17 protein-coding genes and 2 pseudogenes are annotated in these 19,710 nt (G+C 33.6%); 14 read left to right on the top strand and 5 right to left on the bottom strand.

The window, feature by feature from the left end:
- Positions 1-39: 39 nt before the first annotated feature.
- A pseudogene (locus ABWU31_RS00820) lies at positions 40-178 on the bottom strand (IS4 family transposase); the annotation flags it as partial.
- A gap of 296 nt (positions 179-474) precedes the next feature.
- Complete coding sequence (locus ABWU31_RS00815; RefSeq protein ID WP_064124828.1) at positions 475-867, bottom strand: TraR/DksA family transcriptional regulator; 393 nt, start codon at positions 865-867, stop codon at positions 475-477.
- Positions 868-973: 106 nt separating this feature from the next.
- Here ABWU31_RS00815 and ABWU31_RS00810 point away from each other — a divergent pair, with 106 nt between their 5' ends.
- Positions 974-1,621 carry a heme exporter protein CcmB gene (locus ABWU31_RS00810; protein WP_077188200.1) on the top strand — a complete coding sequence of 216 codons (648 nt, stop codon included), beginning with the start codon at positions 974-976 and terminating at the stop codon, positions 1,619-1,621.
- 476 nt (positions 1,622-2,097) lie between these two features.
- Here the strand turns inward: ABWU31_RS00810 and trmB are convergent, their stop codons facing one another.
- On the bottom strand, positions 2,098-2,763 hold the full coding sequence (gene trmB / locus ABWU31_RS00805) for a tRNA (guanosine(46)-N7)-methyltransferase TrmB (protein WP_012673367.1): 666 nt from the start codon (positions 2,761-2,763) through the stop codon (positions 2,098-2,100).
- A gap of 139 nt (positions 2,764-2,902) precedes the next feature.
- Here trmB and ABWU31_RS00800 point away from each other — a divergent pair, with 139 nt between their 5' ends.
- From ABWU31_RS00800 to ABWU31_RS00790, 3 genes are all read left to right on the top strand, one after another.
- Positions 2,903-4,555, top strand: a complete 1,653-nt coding sequence (locus ABWU31_RS00800) for a 30S ribosomal protein S1 (RefSeq protein ID WP_353271254.1) — start codon at positions 2,903-2,905, stop codon at positions 4,553-4,555.
- Between the two features lie 29 nt (positions 4,556-4,584).
- Positions 4,585-4,863, top strand: a complete 279-nt coding sequence (locus ABWU31_RS00795; RefSeq protein WP_010963035.1) for an HU family DNA-binding protein — start codon at positions 4,585-4,587, stop codon at positions 4,861-4,863.
- Positions 4,864-4,935: 72 nt separating this feature from the next.
- Positions 4,936-5,262, top strand: a complete 327-nt coding sequence (locus ABWU31_RS00790) for a cell division protein ZapA (protein WP_010082086.1) — start codon at positions 4,936-4,938, stop codon at positions 5,260-5,262.
- On the opposite strand, the gene ABWU31_RS00785 is transcribed toward ABWU31_RS00790, so the two are convergent.
- The gene (locus tag ABWU31_RS00785) at positions 5,237-5,515 is read right to left on the bottom strand and encodes a succinate dehydrogenase assembly factor 2 (protein WP_006279484.1); all 279 of its coding nucleotides are present in this window, start codon (positions 5,513-5,515) and stop codon (positions 5,237-5,239) included. The genes ABWU31_RS00790 and ABWU31_RS00785 overlap by 26 nt on opposite strands.
- Positions 5,516-5,614: 99 nt before the next feature.
- Here ABWU31_RS00785 and rseP point away from each other — a divergent pair, with 99 nt between their 5' ends.
- The 10 genes and pseudogenes from rseP to ABWU31_RS00735 all read left to right on the top strand — a co-directional run bounded on the left by rseP (position 5,615) and on the right by ABWU31_RS00735 (position 18,718).
- Positions 5,615-6,733 carry an RIP metalloprotease RseP gene (gene rseP, locus ABWU31_RS00780; protein WP_353271253.1) on the top strand — a complete coding sequence of 373 codons (1,119 nt, stop codon included), beginning with the start codon at positions 5,615-5,617 and terminating at the stop codon, positions 6,731-6,733.
- 8 nt (positions 6,734-6,741) lie between these two features.
- Complete coding sequence (bamA, locus tag ABWU31_RS00775; protein WP_353271252.1) at positions 6,742-9,078, top strand: outer membrane protein assembly factor BamA; 2,337 nt, start codon at positions 6,742-6,744, stop codon at positions 9,076-9,078.
- The gene (locus tag ABWU31_RS00770; protein WP_077188197.1) at positions 9,079-9,630 is read left to right on the top strand and encodes an OmpH family outer membrane protein; all 552 of its coding nucleotides are present in this window, start codon (positions 9,079-9,081) and stop codon (positions 9,628-9,630) included. It abuts the gene before it with no gap.
- Between the two features lie 4 nt (positions 9,631-9,634).
- Positions 9,635-10,066, top strand: coding sequence for a 3-hydroxyacyl-ACP dehydratase FabZ (gene fabZ, locus ABWU31_RS00765; RefSeq protein WP_006279640.1), 432 nt, complete (start codon positions 9,635-9,637; stop codon positions 10,064-10,066).
- 45 nt (positions 10,067-10,111) lie between these two features.
- The gene (locus ABWU31_RS00760; protein WP_353271251.1) at positions 10,112-12,994 is read left to right on the top strand and encodes an FAD-dependent oxidoreductase; all 2,883 of its coding nucleotides are present in this window, start codon (positions 10,112-10,114) and stop codon (positions 12,992-12,994) included.
- Positions 12,995-13,297: 303 nt separating this feature from the next.
- Complete coding sequence (locus tag ABWU31_RS00755; RefSeq protein WP_236514983.1) at positions 13,298-14,857, top strand: proton-conducting transporter membrane subunit; 1,560 nt, start codon at positions 13,298-13,300, stop codon at positions 14,855-14,857.
- A complete protein-coding gene (gene ffh / locus ABWU31_RS00750; RefSeq protein WP_095742798.1) occupies positions 14,842-16,185 on the top strand; it encodes a signal recognition particle protein in 1,344 nt (447 codons plus the stop codon). The genes ABWU31_RS00755 and ffh overlap by 16 nt, the downstream gene beginning before the upstream one ends.
- A 157-nt stretch (positions 16,186-16,342) precedes the next feature.
- A pseudogene (locus tag ABWU31_RS00745) lies at positions 16,343-17,725 on the top strand (IS66-like element ISWen3 family transposase).
- Positions 17,726-17,889: 164 nt separating this feature from the next.
- Positions 17,890-18,219, top strand: coding sequence for a transposase (locus tag ABWU31_RS00740; protein ID WP_007548762.1), 330 nt, complete (start codon positions 17,890-17,892; stop codon positions 18,217-18,219).
- Positions 18,203-18,718: a transposase gene (locus ABWU31_RS00735; protein ID WP_353271250.1), complete on the top strand. Its 516-nt coding sequence runs from the start codon at positions 18,203-18,205 to the stop codon at positions 18,716-18,718. Before ABWU31_RS00740 ends, ABWU31_RS00735 begins: the two co-directional genes overlap by 17 nt.
- Here ABWU31_RS00735 and ABWU31_RS00730 read toward each other — a convergent pair.
- Positions 18,675-19,686, bottom strand: a protein-coding gene (locus tag ABWU31_RS00730) for an IS630 family transposase (RefSeq protein ID WP_353271112.1) whose coding sequence is annotated in 2 segments (ribosomal slippage) — positions 18,675-19,223 and positions 19,225-19,686 — 1,011 coding nt in all. Because the reading frame shifts where the segments join, the coding sequence is not laid out codon by codon here. The two genes, ABWU31_RS00735 and ABWU31_RS00730, sit on opposite strands and share 44 nt — an antisense overlap.
- Positions 19,687-19,710 lie beyond the last annotated feature (24 nt).

Raw genomic sequence — 19,710 nt, 5'->3', positions numbered from 1 at the left:
ATGATGATAGTATACCATCACTCTCTGGGACCATACATCTAACTTTAAAATCATAGAAAATACTGTCGAAAAAGGAAGTTTTCTTGTTCGTGTAAAACTCAACACAATGGATTTTCTGAAAAGTTTTCGAGTATATTATATTTTTAATTTGTAGAATAAGGTTTTTTCCTTTTTGCATATTTCACCTAAAAAGGACACATTTTAGACTTCTTTGTTGAAATAAAACAGAAACAAAAGTGCTGTCCCTTGCACTCTTTGGATAATTTAATGATAAAAAATTTGGAGAGAAATTTTATACACAATCTCTGACATTTTTCCTTAAGTTGACGCCATTGCCTGAACGGATACAACTTAATTTTTAATCTGCAGGAGTCAAGTTGAGAATGTCCAATTTTCCACTTTCTTTATAGCATAACATACTTCAGCGCCTCTTGCTCCTCTTGAAGTCCAATGGGCTCACCACTTATGTGTAAATTAATCGTTAATGTTGTACACGTTCTTTTCTTTTTCTACTCTCTCTTGCTCTTCAATACAATATATAGCAAGCGGATTAGCTTTAAGTCTTTCGACTCCTATTTCTTCTCCTGTTCCATCGCAGTAACCATAAGTGCCTAATTTTATTTTTTCTAACGCCTCCTTAATTTTTTCTTTTCTATCTTTTCGACGCTTGATTAATTCCTCGTTTCCACTATCTCCATCAGAATAGTATGTATCAATACTATTCTCTTCTAGTTCTTGTTTCTCCAGCTCAGCGAGTATTGACTGTAACTTTAAGCTGAAGTATTCCAGTTGTTTTACGCTCATATATTCTTCATCTTCTGAAGGAGTGTAATCTTCTGGTGACTTTATTTTTGGTAACTTTTCCATAATTGCATTATCAAAAAAATAATAAAACCTATATAATTTATGAACAAAAAATTATACTACCTCAAAGTAAACACTATAATTTATAATAAACATTTAAAAGCCTAGTATGATCGACTCAGTAAAAAAATTAGTAATAGATGATAAGAACTTTACCTATATAGTATGTATTTTTATCATAATGTTAAGTTTATCTTCATTTACACTTAAAAACAACAATAAACAAGAAGTTATGTTAACATTAACATGGATATGTGCTACATTTGTTTTGCAGATCTCTACAAATAATTTGTTTACATCTGATTATCATGATGGAATATTAGAGCAAATCTTTGTACAGCCACTCTCTTCTAGGCTTATAGTTGCTTATAAAATTTTCGCTCACTGGCTATTATTTGGATTACCAATTTCAGTGATTTCTTCCATATTCAGCTTTGCAGTTCTATGCAATAGTATTGAACACTCAATAGCAGTTGGAGTGTCTTTATTATTTAATACGCTGATAATCATTAATATTTCAGCTACTGGAAATGCATTGATGATTGGTCGAAACAACTTAGCATCAGGAGTATCGCAAATTCTTGTTTTGCCAATGATAATGCCAACCTTTGTGTATTTTAAAATGCTAACTCAATTTGAAAATTTGTCCTTGAATATTTATACACTACTAATCACCATCTTAATTTTTGTTATTTTGATTGTTAACAGCACCATAACTACTCACATGGCACTAAAATTTGCTGTGGAACAGGATTGAAAAATCTTACTGTTATTCAGTAGACTTCTTGCATAACCTAGAAAAAAGGCAAATAGTTATTATAGATTTAGGTTTATCGACAATTTGAAAAACCTTCATTCCAGCATCCTTCCCTGTCATCCAAGTAGCCCTTCGTTGTCATCCCAGTGTCAAAAACTGGGATAACAGCTAACCTGACAACCGTCATCCCGCTACTTGTTAGCGGCTAAGAGATACCGTGACGGTATGACGGTTCGCGGTGGCATGACGATAAGCCTCATCATCCCGCTACGTGTTAGCGCCGCGGCGGTATGACGATTCGCAGCGGCATGACGAGAAAGGGGCTACTTGGATGATACCTTTTTTCTACTTAGTTTGGGTTATGCAAGAAGTCTATTCCTTCATAAGGAGAAGTAGTTAAAGGAATTTACTCTATTTCTCCCTCTTTTTTTATTATTTTTAATCTATAGTTAACGTAAAAGAGATATGCAAAAACTCTATTGATCCATAGTCTGCAAATTATTAATAACACTTACTTTAAAGAACCTCACTTTACGCTGATCTTTGAGCGCTCTTCTGTGGTATTTTGTAAGAGTATAACTTGTGAAATCGTCTTCCCTATAGATTAAAGAGTTACACTGCTTTATATGTGATGCTATCCACTCTGCATAGTCCTGATGATCGGTTGCAATGAATATTTCCCCTGTTATAAGTATTTTTTTTGCTAATAAATTTAAAAATTCCGTATTAATTAATCGTCTTTTATTGTGACTTCTTTTTGGCCATGGATCTGGAAAGAGAATAAAGAATCTTTCAACACTGTTATCAGGAAAATTTGCAATCAATTCTCTTGCATCTTCTGTCCACATTAAAATATTTTTTATGTTCTGTATTTCTATGTTTGTCAGCAAGCGAGAAACCCCCTTTAAGTAGGGCTCACATCCTATAAATAATAGATCAGGTTCATTGAGCACCTGGTAAAGCATATTTTCACCGTTGCCAAAGCCTATTTCTACCCATATTCTTTTTTGTGAATTTACAATTTTCTCTATAGATTCCTTGCTGTTTTGAATAGAATATTTTTCCAATATTTCATCAACATCAGGTTTTAGCCTGGACCTTCTGGAGAACGATCTAATCCACTTGCTATTCTTAAATAGCATATTCTTGATACATATATAATTTTCTCACTATATTTTATATAGCTTAAACAATTCTCGAAATGAGTTAATGAAAAATTACTTGTCAATAATTGTTAATATTATATAATATATGAGTTCTAATAAAGTTTAAGTTAAAGGTATGAATAATAATAATCCAGTCGTAAATCTACCGGTTACTATCAGAAAGCTATCATCAAACAAATTTATAGAAGAGATATGTCAAGGCCAATTTGAGGATCAAGATAATACCTTGTTTGAAGATTCTTTTGTTAACAAAATTAAAGAAGGAGATGTGGTAGAAGGTGTAATTACAAGAATAAACCCTAACGACGTTGTGGTTGATATTGGTTTAAAATCTGACGGGAGAATTCTGATCAAGGAACTCGGTTGTAATGATGAGGTCATTATTGGCTCGAAAATCAGAGTTTATGTGGAAAGAATTGAAGATTATCATGGTAATGTTGTTCTTAGTCGTGAAAAAGCAATTAGGGACGAAAAATGGAATAAGTTGGAAGAAGATACAGTTACAAGGGCTGAAGTAAGCGGAGTTATTAAACGCTCAATTAAATGTGGCTTTATTGTTGATCTTGGTGACGGAATAAGCGCTTTTTTACCGCTGAGTCATGTGGATTTGAAGCAAGTAAAAGATGCGAAGCACCTTATTGAAACTGAACAAAAGTTCATCGTGCTTAAAATGGATAAGAAGCAGGGCAATATTGTAGTATCAAGAAAGCTGGTGTTAGAAAAATTGCACGCTGGTGAAAAAATTAAATTTTTAGAATCTTTAAATGAAGGTGATATAATAGAAGGGAAAATAAAAAGTATCACTCATTACGGTGTATTTGTCGGTATTCATGAATCAGATGTAGTGGGAGTTATAGATGGATTGTTACATATTACAGATATCTCTTGGAGTAGGGTAAGTCATCCGTCTGCAGTTTTTACTTGTGGTCAGACTATAAAAGTTAAAATTATAAAAATAGACAAGGAAAATGGTAAAATTTCCTTGGGTGTGAAGCAGCTAGAAGATAGCCCTTGGCAAGATGCAGAGTCAAAATATCCAGTTGATAGTGTGCATAAGGGTTATGTAACAAGCATAGAAGATTATGGATTATTTGTTGAGCTTAGACCTGGAATTGAAGGTTTAGTGCACTCGTCAGAAATAACTTGGGTTAAGAGTAATTTACCAGTTAGTAGTCTCGTAACAAGGGGACAAGAAGTATATGTAAAAATTCTCAGTATTGACATTGCTAAGAGTAGGATGAGTTTAAGCATGAAAAGGTGTGTAGACAACCCTTGGCAAGTATTTATCAATAAATATCCTCCTGGTTCTATTGTTTCTGGTGAAGTGAAGAATAATACCGGCTCATATGTATCTGTTGCTTTCGGTGATTCTGAAATAGATGAGAACGTAGAAGGGACAATATATGTGAAAGATTTTAGTTGGTCTAAAAATGGTTCAGATGAGATAAAGAAGTATAATGTAGGTGATAAAATAGAAGCAAAAGTAATAAGGGCTAACGTGAATCGGGCAAGAATTTATCTTGGAATAAAACAAATAGAGTATGATCCTCTTGAAGAACTGATAAAGAAAGTTAAGGTAGGTGATAAAATACAGGTTATTGTAGGTAAGAGAGAAGATAATGGACTAGTCGTTGAAGTTGAGAACGATGTAACCCTTCTAATAGATCAAGAGCATTTACCAGAGAATAAAAAATTCTCTATATCAGAAAAAATAGAAGTTGAAGTATTGGGTGTTGAAGAATATAACATAGCATTATCTGCTAAGTGATAAGGTTTACTTATTTTGGCTTCATATAAATGGCAACAAAGTCTGATATAATAGCGAGGGTAGCAAAAAGACATCCTTTTTTAGATAAGATTGTTATAGCAGCTATAGTTGATAGATTTTTTGGGATACTTTCAAGCACATTGAAACATCATAATAGAGTTGAAATTAGGGGGTTTGGTTCTTTTTCAGTTAGAAGTTATAACTTGAAAGAAACAAGCCATTTAATGTTACAGAAGTTTACAAAGAATCAATACTTTAAAACATATTTTCGTAGCAGTAAAAAATTATCTGATTTGATAAATGAATAAAAATTTATACCATAAATAAGATGAAAGTAGGGGTTTGAGTTTATACTGTACGATAGAAATTTTTAGCACCATATGCAAGTAGTAGAAATAGTTATACGTAATAACACATATAAAATATCTTGCGAAAGTGGGAAGGGGAATCATTTATTACGCCTTGCTAATAGTTTTGACAAGTTAGTTAGTTCTGTATCTCAAAAAACTGGAGGTAAGGGTTCGGATGCATTAAATTTCTTACTTGCAGCACTAATTCTTGAGGATAAAATTTTAGAATTAACAAAGCGATTAGATGAAGTAAATCAAGAGCGCGAAAAGTATAGAAACGAGAAAAGAATAGAATATACTGAGGTACTAGATAAGGTAAATAAGATTATCACTAATCTTGAGTGCATAAAGGATTAGCTTCAATAAAGCAAGCAATTAAATTGACTATCTGACTATTCAAGCCAGGAGGGAGGTTTGTCTTACGAGTTATGTAACAATATAATTCGTAATCATCAAGATCAACTATTTTTTCGTATTCGATTAGTTCGCTTAAGGAAAATTTATCAAGATATTTCAATGCGAAATGCCCTAAAAGTATATCGGTTTCTTTGCAACCCCTATGCCAGCTTCTATATATTAATTTTCTTCTGAGTAGTGAGGTATCTGTCATTACAATTAAACTTTTTTTAATTTAAAAGTTAAACTAAATACTTGTCAAGCGAGGCGCATTTTAATATACTTAACATTTTGTTAAGATCTAAATATACAGGTGGAATTAATTTCTAATCTTATCCATCAATTTAGCGATGGAATATATTATTTTTTATCATTTTCTTTAATAATTTCTGTCATAGTATTCGTGCATGAATATGGGCATTATGTTGTTGCCAAAGCATGCAAAGTTAAAGTTGAATCTTTTTCCATAGGTTTTGGTCCTGAAATTTTTGGTTTTAACGATAAGTCTGGAACTAGATGGAAATTAAGCGCTGTTCCATTGGGTGGTTATGTTAAAATGCTAGGAGATACTAATGCAGCGAGTGTCCCAGCTGATCAACAAGAATTAACGGAAGAAGAAAAATTGTATTCATTTCATACAAAACCGCGTCATAAAAAAGCAGCAGTAGTTTTTGCAGGGCCTTTTGCAAACATGGTATTTGCTGTTATAGCTTTTACAATATTTTTTAGCATAGCAGGTTATTATCGCACTCCACCGGTGATTGAAAATGTAATCGAAGGTAGTGCAGCTAAGCAAGCTGGTTTGTTGCCAGGTGACACTATTACACAAATCAATGAGCATAAAATAAAATACTTTGAAGATATTTCACGTGTGATAATGTCGAATCCTAAAACAAGAATGGAGATTGAGTATAGCAGAAATAATGAGAAGCACAGGACCAGTTTAACTCCATTAATAATCAAGGACAAAGACGTTTTTGGCAACACAATAGAAAGACAAACTATAGGGATTATTTCAGTCAATACATTAAAGCAGTCGTCTTTTCTTGGGGCTGTGAGCTTATCAGTAAGTGAAACTTACCACACTATGTGCTTAACGATCAAAGCTCTCTTTCACATTATTGTTGGTAAAAGGAGTATCAATGAAATAGGTGGACCAATAAAAATCGCAAAATATTCAGGACAATCAGCTAAAAAGGGATTTATTATGGTTCTATATTTTATGGCAATCATTTCAGCTAATTTAGCTGCAATTAACTTGCTGCCAATACCACTGCTAGATGGTGGGCATTTATTTCATTATATCATAGAAGCGGTTATACGTAGGGATTTAAGCTTGAAATGTCAAAAATATGCAGCTATTTTTGGTGCTTTAGTGTTGTTTTTGCTTATGGCAACTGGAATGTCAAATGATATTAGGGATCTTTTTTGAAATAAAATATGAAAAAGCTATTTTATATACTGGTAGTGGTTTTTATTTCTTTTCCTGCCCTGCTTGTTGCTTTAGGAACTGCGGAAAAAGTGCAGGCGAAAGATGTCAAATGTATTGGTAATGAGAGGGTAAGCAACCAGACAATAGGGTTCTATATAAAACTAAAATCTGGTGATTATATAAACGACGATGATATAGACTCAATTATAAAAGATCTATATAAAACAAAGTTATTTGCTAGTGTTAATGCTTACATAGATGATAAAAAAAATTTAGTAATAAAAATTCAAGAAAATCCACTAATTAACAAGATAATATTAAAGGGTAATAAGTTATTTAATAGCAAAGAGTTACTAAATAATGTGATTCAGTCAAAATCGCTAACTATTTTCACTGAAACAAAATTGCAAAACGATTTAATGAATTTAATCACTACTTATAGAAATAACGGTAAGGTTGGCGTTAAAATTGAATATGAGTTGGAGAAGCTCGATAGTCATAGGGTCAATCTAATTTTCAAAATAAAAGAAGGCAAAACCTCTAAAATTAAGGATATAAGATTTATAGGCAATAAAAACTTTTCTGAAAATGAGCTAGAGCAAGTTATTAAAAGACATAGTAATGACATATTTAGTAAGTTATTTAGAGCCATTTTTAAAGGCGAAAATCATTATTCACCGCAATATCTATTGATTAACACAGAATTGCTCGATCGTTTTTATTCGTCTAAGGGATATATTCAAAATAATATTCAACCAATTGTTGAGGTTGATAATAACAATCAAACAGAGTTAACTTTTTTGATTGACGAAGGACAGCAGTATTTGTTTGGAAATAATGAGGTTAATATTGAAACTGAAATTCAGGATTTGAGCCTAAAAGAAGAAATATTGGATTTTATAACAGAGGAAAACGATAAGATATTTAATAGAGTTAAAATTAATAATACAGTAGAAAAAATAAACAAATATTTAAATGAAAAAGGATACATATTTGCAAAAGTTAATCCAGAGTATGCACAACGTGACAACGTTGTAGATGTAACCTACAGAGTGCTGCCGGGTAAAAAGATTTATATAAATCAAATTACAATTGATGGTAACGATCGCACTTTAGATAAAGTGATCAGAAGTAAGCTAAGTGTAGCAGAAGGTGATGCATACAATATATCTGAGATTCAAAAGTCACGTAAAAAACTAATGAGTAGTGATTTTTTTGAAACAGTGAAAGTAAATAGTTACGCAGTTAATGACAATACAGTAAATCTTGACTTAAATGTTAAAGAAAAAAACACTACTTCGTTGTATTTGGGAGGCGGTGTGTCTCTTCCTGGTGGAGCATTGATTAAAATTGACCTCAAAGACCGTAATTTATTTGGTACTGGAAAAGAGCTCTCTTTTGCTCTTGAAAAAAGTCAATACGTATTTTCTACTGATTTAGAGTTTGTTGAAAATAATTTTAACGATTCTGATACGTCACTAGGCATGGGTGTATTTTATGAAAAACAAGATAAACCAAACACTACTTTTGATAGTTGCGATATGGGATTTTTTACAAAGTTATCATATAAAGTCACAGAGAACTTAACTAATTCCCTTCGCTATTCTTATAAGTATAATCATATACACATGGATAATAAGGGTGGACAAGACACCGATATCTCTGAAATAATACTGGACCGAAAAGGTAAACATCAGATTTCATCAGTGGGATACACGTTGGCATATAATAAACTGGATAATCTATATGCTCCAAAAGAAGGGTATTTACTGCGCTTAAGTCAGGATATTTCAGGATTGGGAGGAAACGTGAATTTCCTAAAATCTGAATTCTTATCTTTTTATACGCACCCTATATTAAGCAAAATTGACGATGATATAACGCTACGCTTTAAGATGGCGGCAGGTCATATTTTTTCTTATACTGATGAAAATCTAAACATTGGCCAGCACTTTTTTAAAGGGGGTAATGAGATTAGAGGGTTTGACCTTTCCGGTATTGGACCAAGAGCAGAAGACAAAAATAAAAGCTCATTAGGAGGCAAAACTTATTTTAATCTAACACAGCAAGTGGATTTTCCTCTACCAAAACTATATGACTATGCTGGTATCAAAGGCTCACTATTTGTTGACTATGCGACACTTTTTGGCTTAGATGATAAAAATAAGAAGTATGAAGGGAAATACTATGATAGCAAGCTTGTGAGAGTGTCACCAGGTTTTGGCTTTTCAATGCTTTCTCCTTTTGGTAGACTTAGATTGGATTTCGGGTTTCCTTTAGTAAAGGAATCTTATGATATAATACCATCACCAAATGTTAAATTTTCTATTGAAGCGGGGATTTGAATGAAATATATACAGTTATTTATATCAGTTATTGCCTTAATTATTTCCTTATTTGTGGGGTATAAGTTTGTAGGATATCAACCTCAGAACACAAAAGCTGCAATTATCGATAGTGACAAAGTCATCAATGAATCTCTTGCTCTGCAAAATATACAACAACAAATAAAGGAGCAGAATTCTAGATTACAACAAGAATTTGAAAGTGAGTTAGAAAAACTTAAGCCATCAAAAGAAGAATTTGAACTTTTGTCAGAAGAAGCAAAAAAAGAAAAGACAGAACAGTTTAATAAGCACACTGTAAATACTAGAGATAATTACGCTAAAAAAATGTTACATTTAGAAGAAAGCTATAGAGACGCAGTAGAGAGTGTTTTTAACAAGATAAAAGAAGTCGCTAAAAAAACGGCAGAAAAAAACAACATAGATTTGGTACTATTTATTTCAAAAAAGAACCAAGTTTTATACTCCATGGATGAAGTTGATTTATCAGATGTGGTATTAAACAATATAAACAAGAAAATACCTGAATTTGCTTTGAAAGGCATTGAGTAGGCTTATGCAATTTAATATCAGTGATATTATAAAAATATTACCACATTCTTATCCGTTTCTCTTAGTAGATAGAGTTATAGAGTGTGATCCTGGTAAAAGTATAAAAGCAATCAAAAATGTGACTTTCAATGAGCCATTTTTTATTGGCCACTTCCCTGGTCATCCAATAATGCCAGGAGTCTTGATAATTGAATCTCTAGCTCAGGCATCTGCTATATGTGTTCTAGGTAAAGAAACAATAGAAAATAAAGTTGTTTACTTGAGATCCATTGAAAATGCAAAATTCAGAAAGCCAGTTACTCCAGGGGACACATTGATTCTTCAAGCTAACATTCAAAGTGTGTGTTTAGGTGTACACAAATTTAGGTGTATTGCATCTGTTAGCGAAGAAAAAGTTGCAGAAGCAACAATCTCAGCAGTACTGCAAAATAAATAAAATCTTCATCTGTAAGAAACAGCATGTACACTTTATAGTATAGCAATGAAGCTGAATTTCAAAATCTCATTTTCGAATCTATATACTCGCAATGGATTAACAAAATTAGATGAGACATTTTTGAATTATATTAAATCATGTGATGAGAGCTTGTTTTGTTCATTAATTGAAGCAAGAGAAAAAGCAGCTTCTTCTTCGATGTCATCCCAGTGTCACCTCCCATCATCCCAGTGTCACCCCCCGTCATCCCAGTGCTTGACACTGGGATCTAGAAAACAAGAAGGACGGTCAGCTACTTGGATGACAGATAGTCAGTTAATAGTAGAACTCTCATATTTACTTGATGAATTTATTGCAAAACTTTTCAATGTTGAAAAAGAAATAGAGGAGCTAAAGAAAAAGCACAACGACTTTGCTGTAATATATAAGTGCAAAAGATTATTTGTCCAACGCTATGCATTGAAGAAATACACTAATGTGGCGAATATAGATATTACTAACAAACTAAGTCATTTTCTCACTTTGCCAACAACAGAAAAAAATTTTGCTGAGCAGGTGATGCATTGGTTTGAAGATAAAGAAAATCACAAAGAAGAAATAGAACTTGCAGCACAATATGCAGTGTGGAGAGTAAAAAATAAACAGAGTATATTATTCAGTATTCATAAAAAAATCGACCACGAAAACCTCATACCATTTTCTAAAAAAGAAGTGGACAAAGTTGAAGTGCTGTATTCAAATGAAGTAAAAAGACGATACGGTTTTGATCTAACAAGCAAAAAGGTGAGTTTGAATAAAGCACTAGATAATGCTCACTACTGCATATTTTGTCATAAGCAAAGTAAGGACAGCTGCTCAAAGGGGCTAATTAATAACGACAATACTTTTAAACAATCTCCACTAAAAGTTGAACTGCACGGCTGCCCACTAGAGCAGAAAATATCAGAAATGAATCTGGTGAAAAGCGAAGGGTACAGCATAGCAAGTCTTGCAATTGTGATGATAGATAACCCATTATGCGCAGCCACTGGACACAGAATATGCAATGACTGCATGAATTCGTGCATATATCAAAAACAAGAACCCGTAAATGTGCCAGCAATTGAAACAAGGATTCTGGATGATGTGCTCAGTTTACCGTACGGATTTGAAATATATTCTCTGCTCAGCCGTTGGAATCCTTTAAATTTTCAGCGTTCATTGCCAAGAGAAAACACCGGAAAAAACATTCTAATTGTAGGCCTTGGTCCTGCTGGTTTTAATTTAGCTCATCATTTGTTGAACGATGGGCATAACGTTATCACCATTGATGGACTAAAAATTGAGCCTTTGATCGATAATTTCCAGCTAATTAAAGATTTTGAACACGAAAAATTGAGTGAACGCACGGCAGGAGGGTTTGGTGGGGTGGCAGAATATGGTATTACTTCTCGGTGGGATAAGAATTACTTAAAGATTATTAGATTACTGCTGGAAAGACGTGAGCATTTCGCACTTTATGGAGGCATTCGTTTTGGTGGCACGATTAATGTTGATGACGCGTTCAACTCGGGTTTTGATCACATTGCCCTAGCACTTGGCTCTGGCAAGCCACGAATGATCAAAATAAAGAATATACTAGCTCGTGGAGTGCGTATGGCATCTGACTTTCTTATGTCGTTACAACTGACTGGCGCTCTTAAATTTGATTCTATAGCAAATCTGCAAGTTCGTATGCCGATAGTTGTAATAGGGGCTGGGCTTACTGCGATTGACACTGCCACTGAAGCTTTAGCGTATTATCCAATTCAAGTAGAAAAATTTCTTCTTCGTTATGAGATATTAGTTGATAAGTATGGAAAGGACTGTGTTGAAAAAGATTGGACAGAAGAAGAGCGCGAAATTGCGAATGAGTTTATATCACACGCACAATTGATCCGAGAAAAGCAAAAGTTAGCAAAAAAAGAGAATAGAGAAATAAAAATATTAGAGTTGATGCAGAGTCTCGGGGGAGTGAAAGTTATATATAGAAAAGAGCTAAAAGATTCACCAAGTTATCGATTAAATAGCGAAGAGGTGCAAAATGGGCTGTCAGAAGGGATTTACTTTATTGAAAACTTAGAGCCAGTTGAAGTTGTGACGGATAAATATAACCATGCTGAATCAATAAAACTGATAGACACAAAATCCGGCGAAATCAAACGTATAAAAGCACGTTCTATTTTTATAGCAGCAGGTACTGAGCCAAATACAGTTATTGCAACAGAAGATAAAAAGCATTTTAAATTAAGTAATGGGTATTTTACTCATTTGAATTCATCAGGAAAAGAAATAGACCCAATATTTTCTCCTAAAATGCAAAATAAAGATAGAATATTAGTGTATAAGCAAGGCAATAAAACAATCAGCTTTTTTGGTGATCTTCACCCTTCGTATAGTGGCAGCGTCGTGAAAGCTATGGCAAGTGCTAAGAACGGCTACCCTATTATTTCTCAGCTTTTGAGTGGAGTTAATAGCTTCGTTTCTGTCATTCCAGTGTGTGATGTTGTGGGCCAGAAAAAAAATGCGTGGTCAAGTGTTGAAGACCTGGCTAATAAAGAATTATTTAATAGAATCAAAGAGCAATTCACTGCAAAGGTTATAAAAGTTCAATATTTAACAGACAAAGTTGTGGAAATAGTGATCAAAGCACCACTTGCGGCAAAGAATTTTAAGCCTGGGCAATTCTTTAGATTGCAAAATTTTGAAACCAATGGCAGAAAAGCCAATAATACAAACCTTGCTATGGAAGGTATAGCCGTAACCGGCACTGAAGTAGACAAAAAAAAAGGAATTATTTCCACTATTGTGCTGGAAATCGGCGGCTCCACTAATTTATGCAGACACTTAAGAGAAGGCGAGCAAATAATTCTTATGGGCCCAACTGGCAGACCTACTGAGGTTTACTAAGTCTCAATATTAAAGTGATGCCAAATTTTATTTCAAAAAGTAAATAATTTACTAACGCTCGTGCACAAATTAAAAATAAATTATGCACGAGTGTAGCGTTATGAATTAGGAGTGCTATATTAAAGCTTACCTCACTATTAAAGCTATCGGTCAGATTAGATTAAAAACCTAATCTGACCGGTTTCTCTATAACCCTCTAAACTCTGATATAATTGTATGATAATTAGTTTAATTAGTGGTTAATATGCAAATTGATTTTATTCATATATTGAGATAGCATAAACCATATTGGTTTTAATTATTGTGCAACTTTATAAATCGTCACTGTTACTTCTACTGACTGTATTAATAGTTATAGTCCTAAAATTACCTGAAAATTTGAGCATTGCAGTAAATTGGTCTCTCCCAATTCTAGATTTTGATTTATCTTTTCGTACCATACTAATATCTTTTTTATCAGTTGCATTTTTAGCTGTTCTACCAGCACAAAATTTGACTTTTTCAGAGATGCTATCTTTTGCTGCTTACACTATTAGTTCACTTTATGCAGTTTTATCTGAACATATGATATTGGTTATAATATTCTGTGAATTAATGACCATCAGTGCATTTTTTATTATCGCAGCTAGCTGTAGAGATAGTGGACCTGCAATAAGGTACGCTTGTGTACACTTTTTCGTTGGAGTTATATTAATAGCAGGATTGGCACTTCAAAGCACTAACCTGATAATTTTGGGTTTATTGATAAACTGCGCTTGTTTTCCTTTTTCGTTTTGGGTTGTTGATGCATATCCTGCTGCATCGCTACATGGCACCACATATCTCTCTTTATTTACCACTAAAGTCTCTTTTTTAGTGATGCTTTTACACACTTATAACCTATGGCAAGATTGTACTGAAATATTAGCGCTTGTAGGCACCATCACTGCAATTTACAGCATTATATTTGCTTCTCTTGAGCAAAATATTCGCAGATTTTTATGCTATAACGTTGTAGGACAAATGGGCTTGCTGATTATTGCAGGAAGTTTGCTCAGTCCTTCGGAAAAAGCAATACCAATTTTGATACTGCATATAATCTTCTCTCTTGTTTATCAATCATTATTGTTTGTGGTCAGTAATTCGATTATTTCACAAACAAAAACAATTAGTTTTAATGGAGTGGGTAAACTGATGTCAGTGGAAGGCATGTGTGCTATAATCGCAATACTTACAATGGCTGCATTTCCTGGAACCGTTGGATTTATCAGTAAATCATATATCACAGCTGAAATTGAAATGAACACTGTTGCCTTAAAAGGGTATAAAAATTTATATAAGCTTCTAAATTTGCTGCTTCATTTAAGCGTGGGGCTAAAGTTTCTTTATTACTTATTTATTGCAAAAAGTAAGTCAAAACCTTTAGCAGAGAGAGGAGGCAAAATGACTATGATTATTTTAGCATTTATATGCGTAATCGCTGGCAATCCTTACTTACCTATTTACAATAAGCCTTCAATTTTTAATCTTGCGTACAACACAAAAAATATTTGGTCGCAATTTAATTTATTACTATGTACCACTTTATTGTTTATTCCTTTACGCAAGTTATTTTACCCGAGAGTAAATTTTAAAATGGATGTTGATTGGATTTTTAGAGCTTTCATACCCTATATTATCTTGCTGTTCAATCAGTTAGTCTCTAAAACTAGAGAAATGTTTGCCAGCGTAGTGCAAAACTTGACTAATCCACTTACTGGTTTATACTTTAATAATATTACTAAACTTAAAGAAGTGCTGGGTTATAACTCAGTGAGTTTTGTTTCAGCTTCTTCTCTCTTTTTAATGAGTATTCTACTAATGCTATTATGTTTAAATCGTTAACTGAAAGTTTAAATTCTGTATTTAGTAAACTGAGAGGAAAGTCAATCATTTCTGAAGATGATTTTAATCTTGCCATGCGTGAAATACGCATAGCCTTAATTGAAGCTGACGTTTCACTTGAAGTTGCAAAAAAATTCATCAACGACATTAAAGATAAAGTGATTGGGGAAAAAGTCATAAAAAGTGTTTCTCCAGCACAAATGATAATTAAAATTGTACAGGATAATTTAGTTGCAGTTCTCGGATCAGAGAAAAGTGACTTAAATCTAGCAGTTAAACCCCCTGCTGTGATTATGATGGTGGGCTTACAAGGTGCAGGTAAAACAACTACCTCAGGAAAGCTTGCTTTAAAACTAAAAAAGCAAAAGAAAAAAGTGATGCTTGCCTCTTTAGACATTTATAGGCCTGCTGCCCAGAAACAACTTGAAGTGCTAGGTAAACAAATAGATGTGCAAACTTTACCTGTAGTAATAGATGAGAAGCCCATTACAATTACAAAAAGGGCAATAGCAATAGCAAAGAACGATAATTATGATGTATTAATACTAGACACTGCAGGGAGGCTTCATATTGACAATAATATGATGAATGAGTTGAAAGCCGTAAAGGAAATAGCTTCACCTGCAGAAGTTATTTTAGTAGCCGACGCAATGATAGGCCAGGATGCGGTCAACATTGCCAAATCATTCAATGAGGTAATAGGTGTAACCGGCATTATTCTCACCCGTGTTGATGGTGATGCACGTGGTGGTGCTGCTCTTTCTATGAAAATGATCGCCGATTGTCCAATTAAATTTATTGCTTGTGGTGAAAAATTAAGTGACCTCGATGATTTTTATCCCGATAGAATTGCAAAAAGGATACTTAGCATGGGGGATGTTGTATCATTGGTTGAAAAAGCTGCTGAGATTGTTGGTCAGGAAGAAATTGATAAGTTACAAAAGAAAGTGAAAAAAGGTAAATTCGACCTAAACGACCTAGTGGGAATGTTAAAAACTCTGAGTAAAATGGATGGCATTAGCAACATAATGAAATTCATTCCTAGTTCATTTACAAAAAAGCTAAGTAGCAGTGTGCCAGATGACAATAAAGTGAAAAAATATATAGCCATCATAAACTCAATGACTGAAAAAGAAAGGCAAAATCCAGATATTTTAAATGGCAAAAGAAGACTTAGAATTTCTAAGGGGTCCGGAACAACTGTAACTGACATTAATCTTCTAATTAAGCAGTATAATCAAATGAGCTCTATGGTAAATAAGTTCAGTAAAGTTGACCATAGTAAACTCAAAGAATCTGATTTGATGGATATGCTAAGCAGAAAGTAAGTGACCTTACCTTTAGCTATATCAAAAGCCGGCTTAGGTCTCGCAAAAAAATTTACAGCTTCTTGCTAGCCAAGAAATTGTATCCGTTCAGCGGAGTGGCAGAATAAGGTAGACAAGGTGATCTAAAAAGATAATCATAGAGCAAAAGTGAAATAATATGGTAAACCTTTTAGAACTTTGCAAAAATTTACAGCAAAAAATAGAAAGGTTAGAAGCAAAAATAGAAAGATTGGAAAAAGAGAATGAAAGTTTAAAAGCAGAAAATAAGGCTTTAAAGATAGAAAATGCTGAGTTAAGAGAAAGACTCGGTTTAAGCTCAAAAAATTCATCAATACCAAGTTCCAAAGAGTTGTATAAAATAAAAAAGAATAAGCCGAAAAGCGAAAGGAATATTGGCGGTCAGGTTGGTCATAAAGGAAGTTTTCGCGCCAACATGGATGCAGATAAAGTAGTAAAGATAGAGTTGCCTAATACTTGCGAATGCGGAGGAGAAATTGCAATATGTGAAAAACCATATATTCATCAGAAAGTTGATCTTCCAGAAATCAAGCCTTATGTAGTGGAATATCAGTTAGAACATGGCCGTTGTCGGAGATGCGGAAAGAGAAGAAGTAGCAAGTTACCGGAAGGTGTTACGCCAGATACATTTGGTCCAAGGGTTAAGTCAATAATTGCAGCGTTCAGCGGATTCTACAAAAATTCAAAACGCGAAATAGCGAGTGTCGTAAATGATATCTTCAATTTGAACATAAGCGTCGGTAGCATATCAAATAGTGAACATAGAGTTGCTTCAAAATGCAAAAAAATGTATGAGCAGATCGAACAAGAGATAAGTAGGAGTAAAGTTCTACATATTGATGAAACGAGCCATTATAACAAAGGTAAACTCGCTTGGTGTTGGATGTTTGCAAGCAATACGGCAAGTTTTGTAAAATTTACAGAGTCAAGAGGAATGAAAGTTTTACAAAATAGTAAATTCTGCAATCGCAATAGCTTGGTAATAACTGACAGGTATGCAGCATAGAATTATTTTGCCGATAAAAACAGGCAAATCTGTTGGGCACATTTATCAAGAGATTTTGAAAGATTAGCACATAGTTGGAATATTGAAGTTAAAGTTCTGGGTTGTTACTTGAGAAACGTGGCCACTGAATTATTTGCACTAAAAAAAGCTTTACTAAAAAGTGAGATAGATGTTTTGAGGTTTGTCAGACGTGCCAGAAAATTAAGAAAACGTACAAAGTATTACTTGAAGGAGATATCTCGTTTACCTGAAGCAATTGGAGCCTCTCGAGTTGCAAAAAATGTTCTGAGATCTGAAAGAATGATGTGGAAATTTTTAGATGACCCAGAAAATATTCCGCTGACAAATAACCACGCTGAACGGCAAATTCGGCATTATGTCGTTTATCGCAAAAACTCATATTTTACACAATCAAAGCGGGGAAATACATTCCTTGAGCGGATAATTTCATTATACTTAACTTGGAAACAAAGGGGTCTCAATCCTTTCCAAAATCTCCTATCTATTGTTTCTTAAACCACTCTCCTGAACGGATACCATTTTTGAAGGTAAACTGCACAGCAAATGGTGTCATTCCAGTGCTTGACACTGGAATGGCTTTGTTGCATAGCAACTGAAAAATCTGGTGGCTACTGACAAAATTCATTATAAAATAGCCATTTAACCTTGAAAGAAAAAATATGCCACAAAAAATGAGGGTCAGTAACCATAGCGAATATAACAAATTTCTAGAAAAAAGAGGAAATATTTTTCATTATATCAACGAAGCCATAGAAAAGTGGTACGAGAATGGTCCAAAAATACCAGGTGGCAACAATATTTATAGCGATAAAGTTGTAATTTTGGTGCACATAATAACTTGTTTATTTAGAATAGGCCTGAGGCAAACAGTTGGGTTTATAGCAGGATACCTTGAGCAAATTGGGAAAAATTTGCAAGTTATCAGCTATTCACAATCATCAAGAAGGTTTAAGAAACTCAATATTAAGATCAATGATTGCAGAAAATAATATGGAAGATATCGAAATTGCTATAGACAGTACAGGAATTAGTATATACAACAACACTCCTGGTCATAGCAAAGAAAATAGCGAAGATAGAAAGTATCGCAGCTATGAACAGACAAGAAAATTGCATGTAATGTTGAATACAAACAGCAAAAAAGCCATAGCTGTAAAATACAGTAACGGTGTCTACTCTGATCACTATGGAGCTTGTGATTTGCTAAAAGAAGTCGATTTTCAGTATGTCATAAAAGTACTATATGCAGATAGGGCATATGACAGAGAAAAGCTCTATAAGCTGTGTAATCAATATGGTATAAAAACGAAAATTCCTCCGAAAAACAACGCAGCAGAGCATCCAAAATTGGATTATATGCTTGATAGAAATGCCGCTATTCAGTTAATGAAATTACATGGTGAGAATGGTATAAAAAGATGGAAAGAAGAAGTAATACCAATTCTCATTGTTGTCCAGTCAAATAGGAAACATTGCAGAGTTGTTTAGTTGTGAAGCTGGCAAGAGAAGTAATAAATTTGCACAAAGCACCCTCAAGTAGAGCAATTGTATCGTATATTTTATTGCGCAAAATGTTCTGTTTTATATATAACCAAAGCCTCTCAACAGGATTTAGCTCAGGTGAGTATGGAGGTAGGTATATAATGTCGATATTTTTAGGTACCTTTAAATTTTTTGACCTATGCCAACTAGCACAGTCCATAACGAGAAAAGCCTCTCGTGTTTCTAGATATTGCGAAATTTGCTCAAGAAATATGTTCATGCAATCAGTGTTGACATTTGGTGCAAATAAGCTAGAACTCTCTCCATTTCTAGGATTAACTGCACTATAGAGATAGAAATTTTGCCTACCTAATTTTGTTTTAACCTGTGTTCTAATCCCCTTTTTAAACCACCCATGTCCAACTTTTGAATGTGTGCCAAACCGTGATTCATCAAAGAAAAATAGCTCTTTTTCTGGATACTTGCTAATAGCTCCATTGAGATTTTTTTTTGAATTCCTCTTGTTTGCTTTTATCTTGTCCATTATGAACTGGTCTTGGTGTAATATATGAGAATTTCATCTTTTGCATATGGCGGTGTACTGTAGATTTGCTGATATTTAATCCGAACTTTTCCTGGATTCTTATTCTCATTTCTTTAATGGTGATATTAGGATTTTCTTCTATCCACTCTTCAATTTGCTGTAGTTGAGCCTGATTTAATTTAGTTTTTCTACGACGTTGTGAAGGAGCAAACAGTTTTTCTTCTCTGCCAATTTTCAAGAGTTTTACCCACGAAGTTAGTGCGCTTCTTGAAATGCAATATATTTTTGCTACAGCCGTTATACTGTACTTTTTTGCTGCAATTACAGCATTTAGTTTTTTTGAAACATATGCATTATTCCTTACTTTCTTCAGCATTTCTTTTGCTGATTCTACTACTTTTTCATCCAATAATTTTGATCTTAATGCCATTTAAACCTCGCTATTTTACTTACT

Origin of the sequence: Wolbachia endosymbiont (group A) of Alloplasta piceator (genome assembly GCF_964028505.1) — a bacterium.
In the GTDB taxonomy this organism is placed as follows: Bacteria; Pseudomonadota; Alphaproteobacteria; order Rickettsiales; family Anaplasmataceae; genus Wolbachia; species Wolbachia pipientis.
Note: the sequence above shows the minus strand (reverse complement) of the source record. Positions and strands in the feature narration are given on the sequence as shown.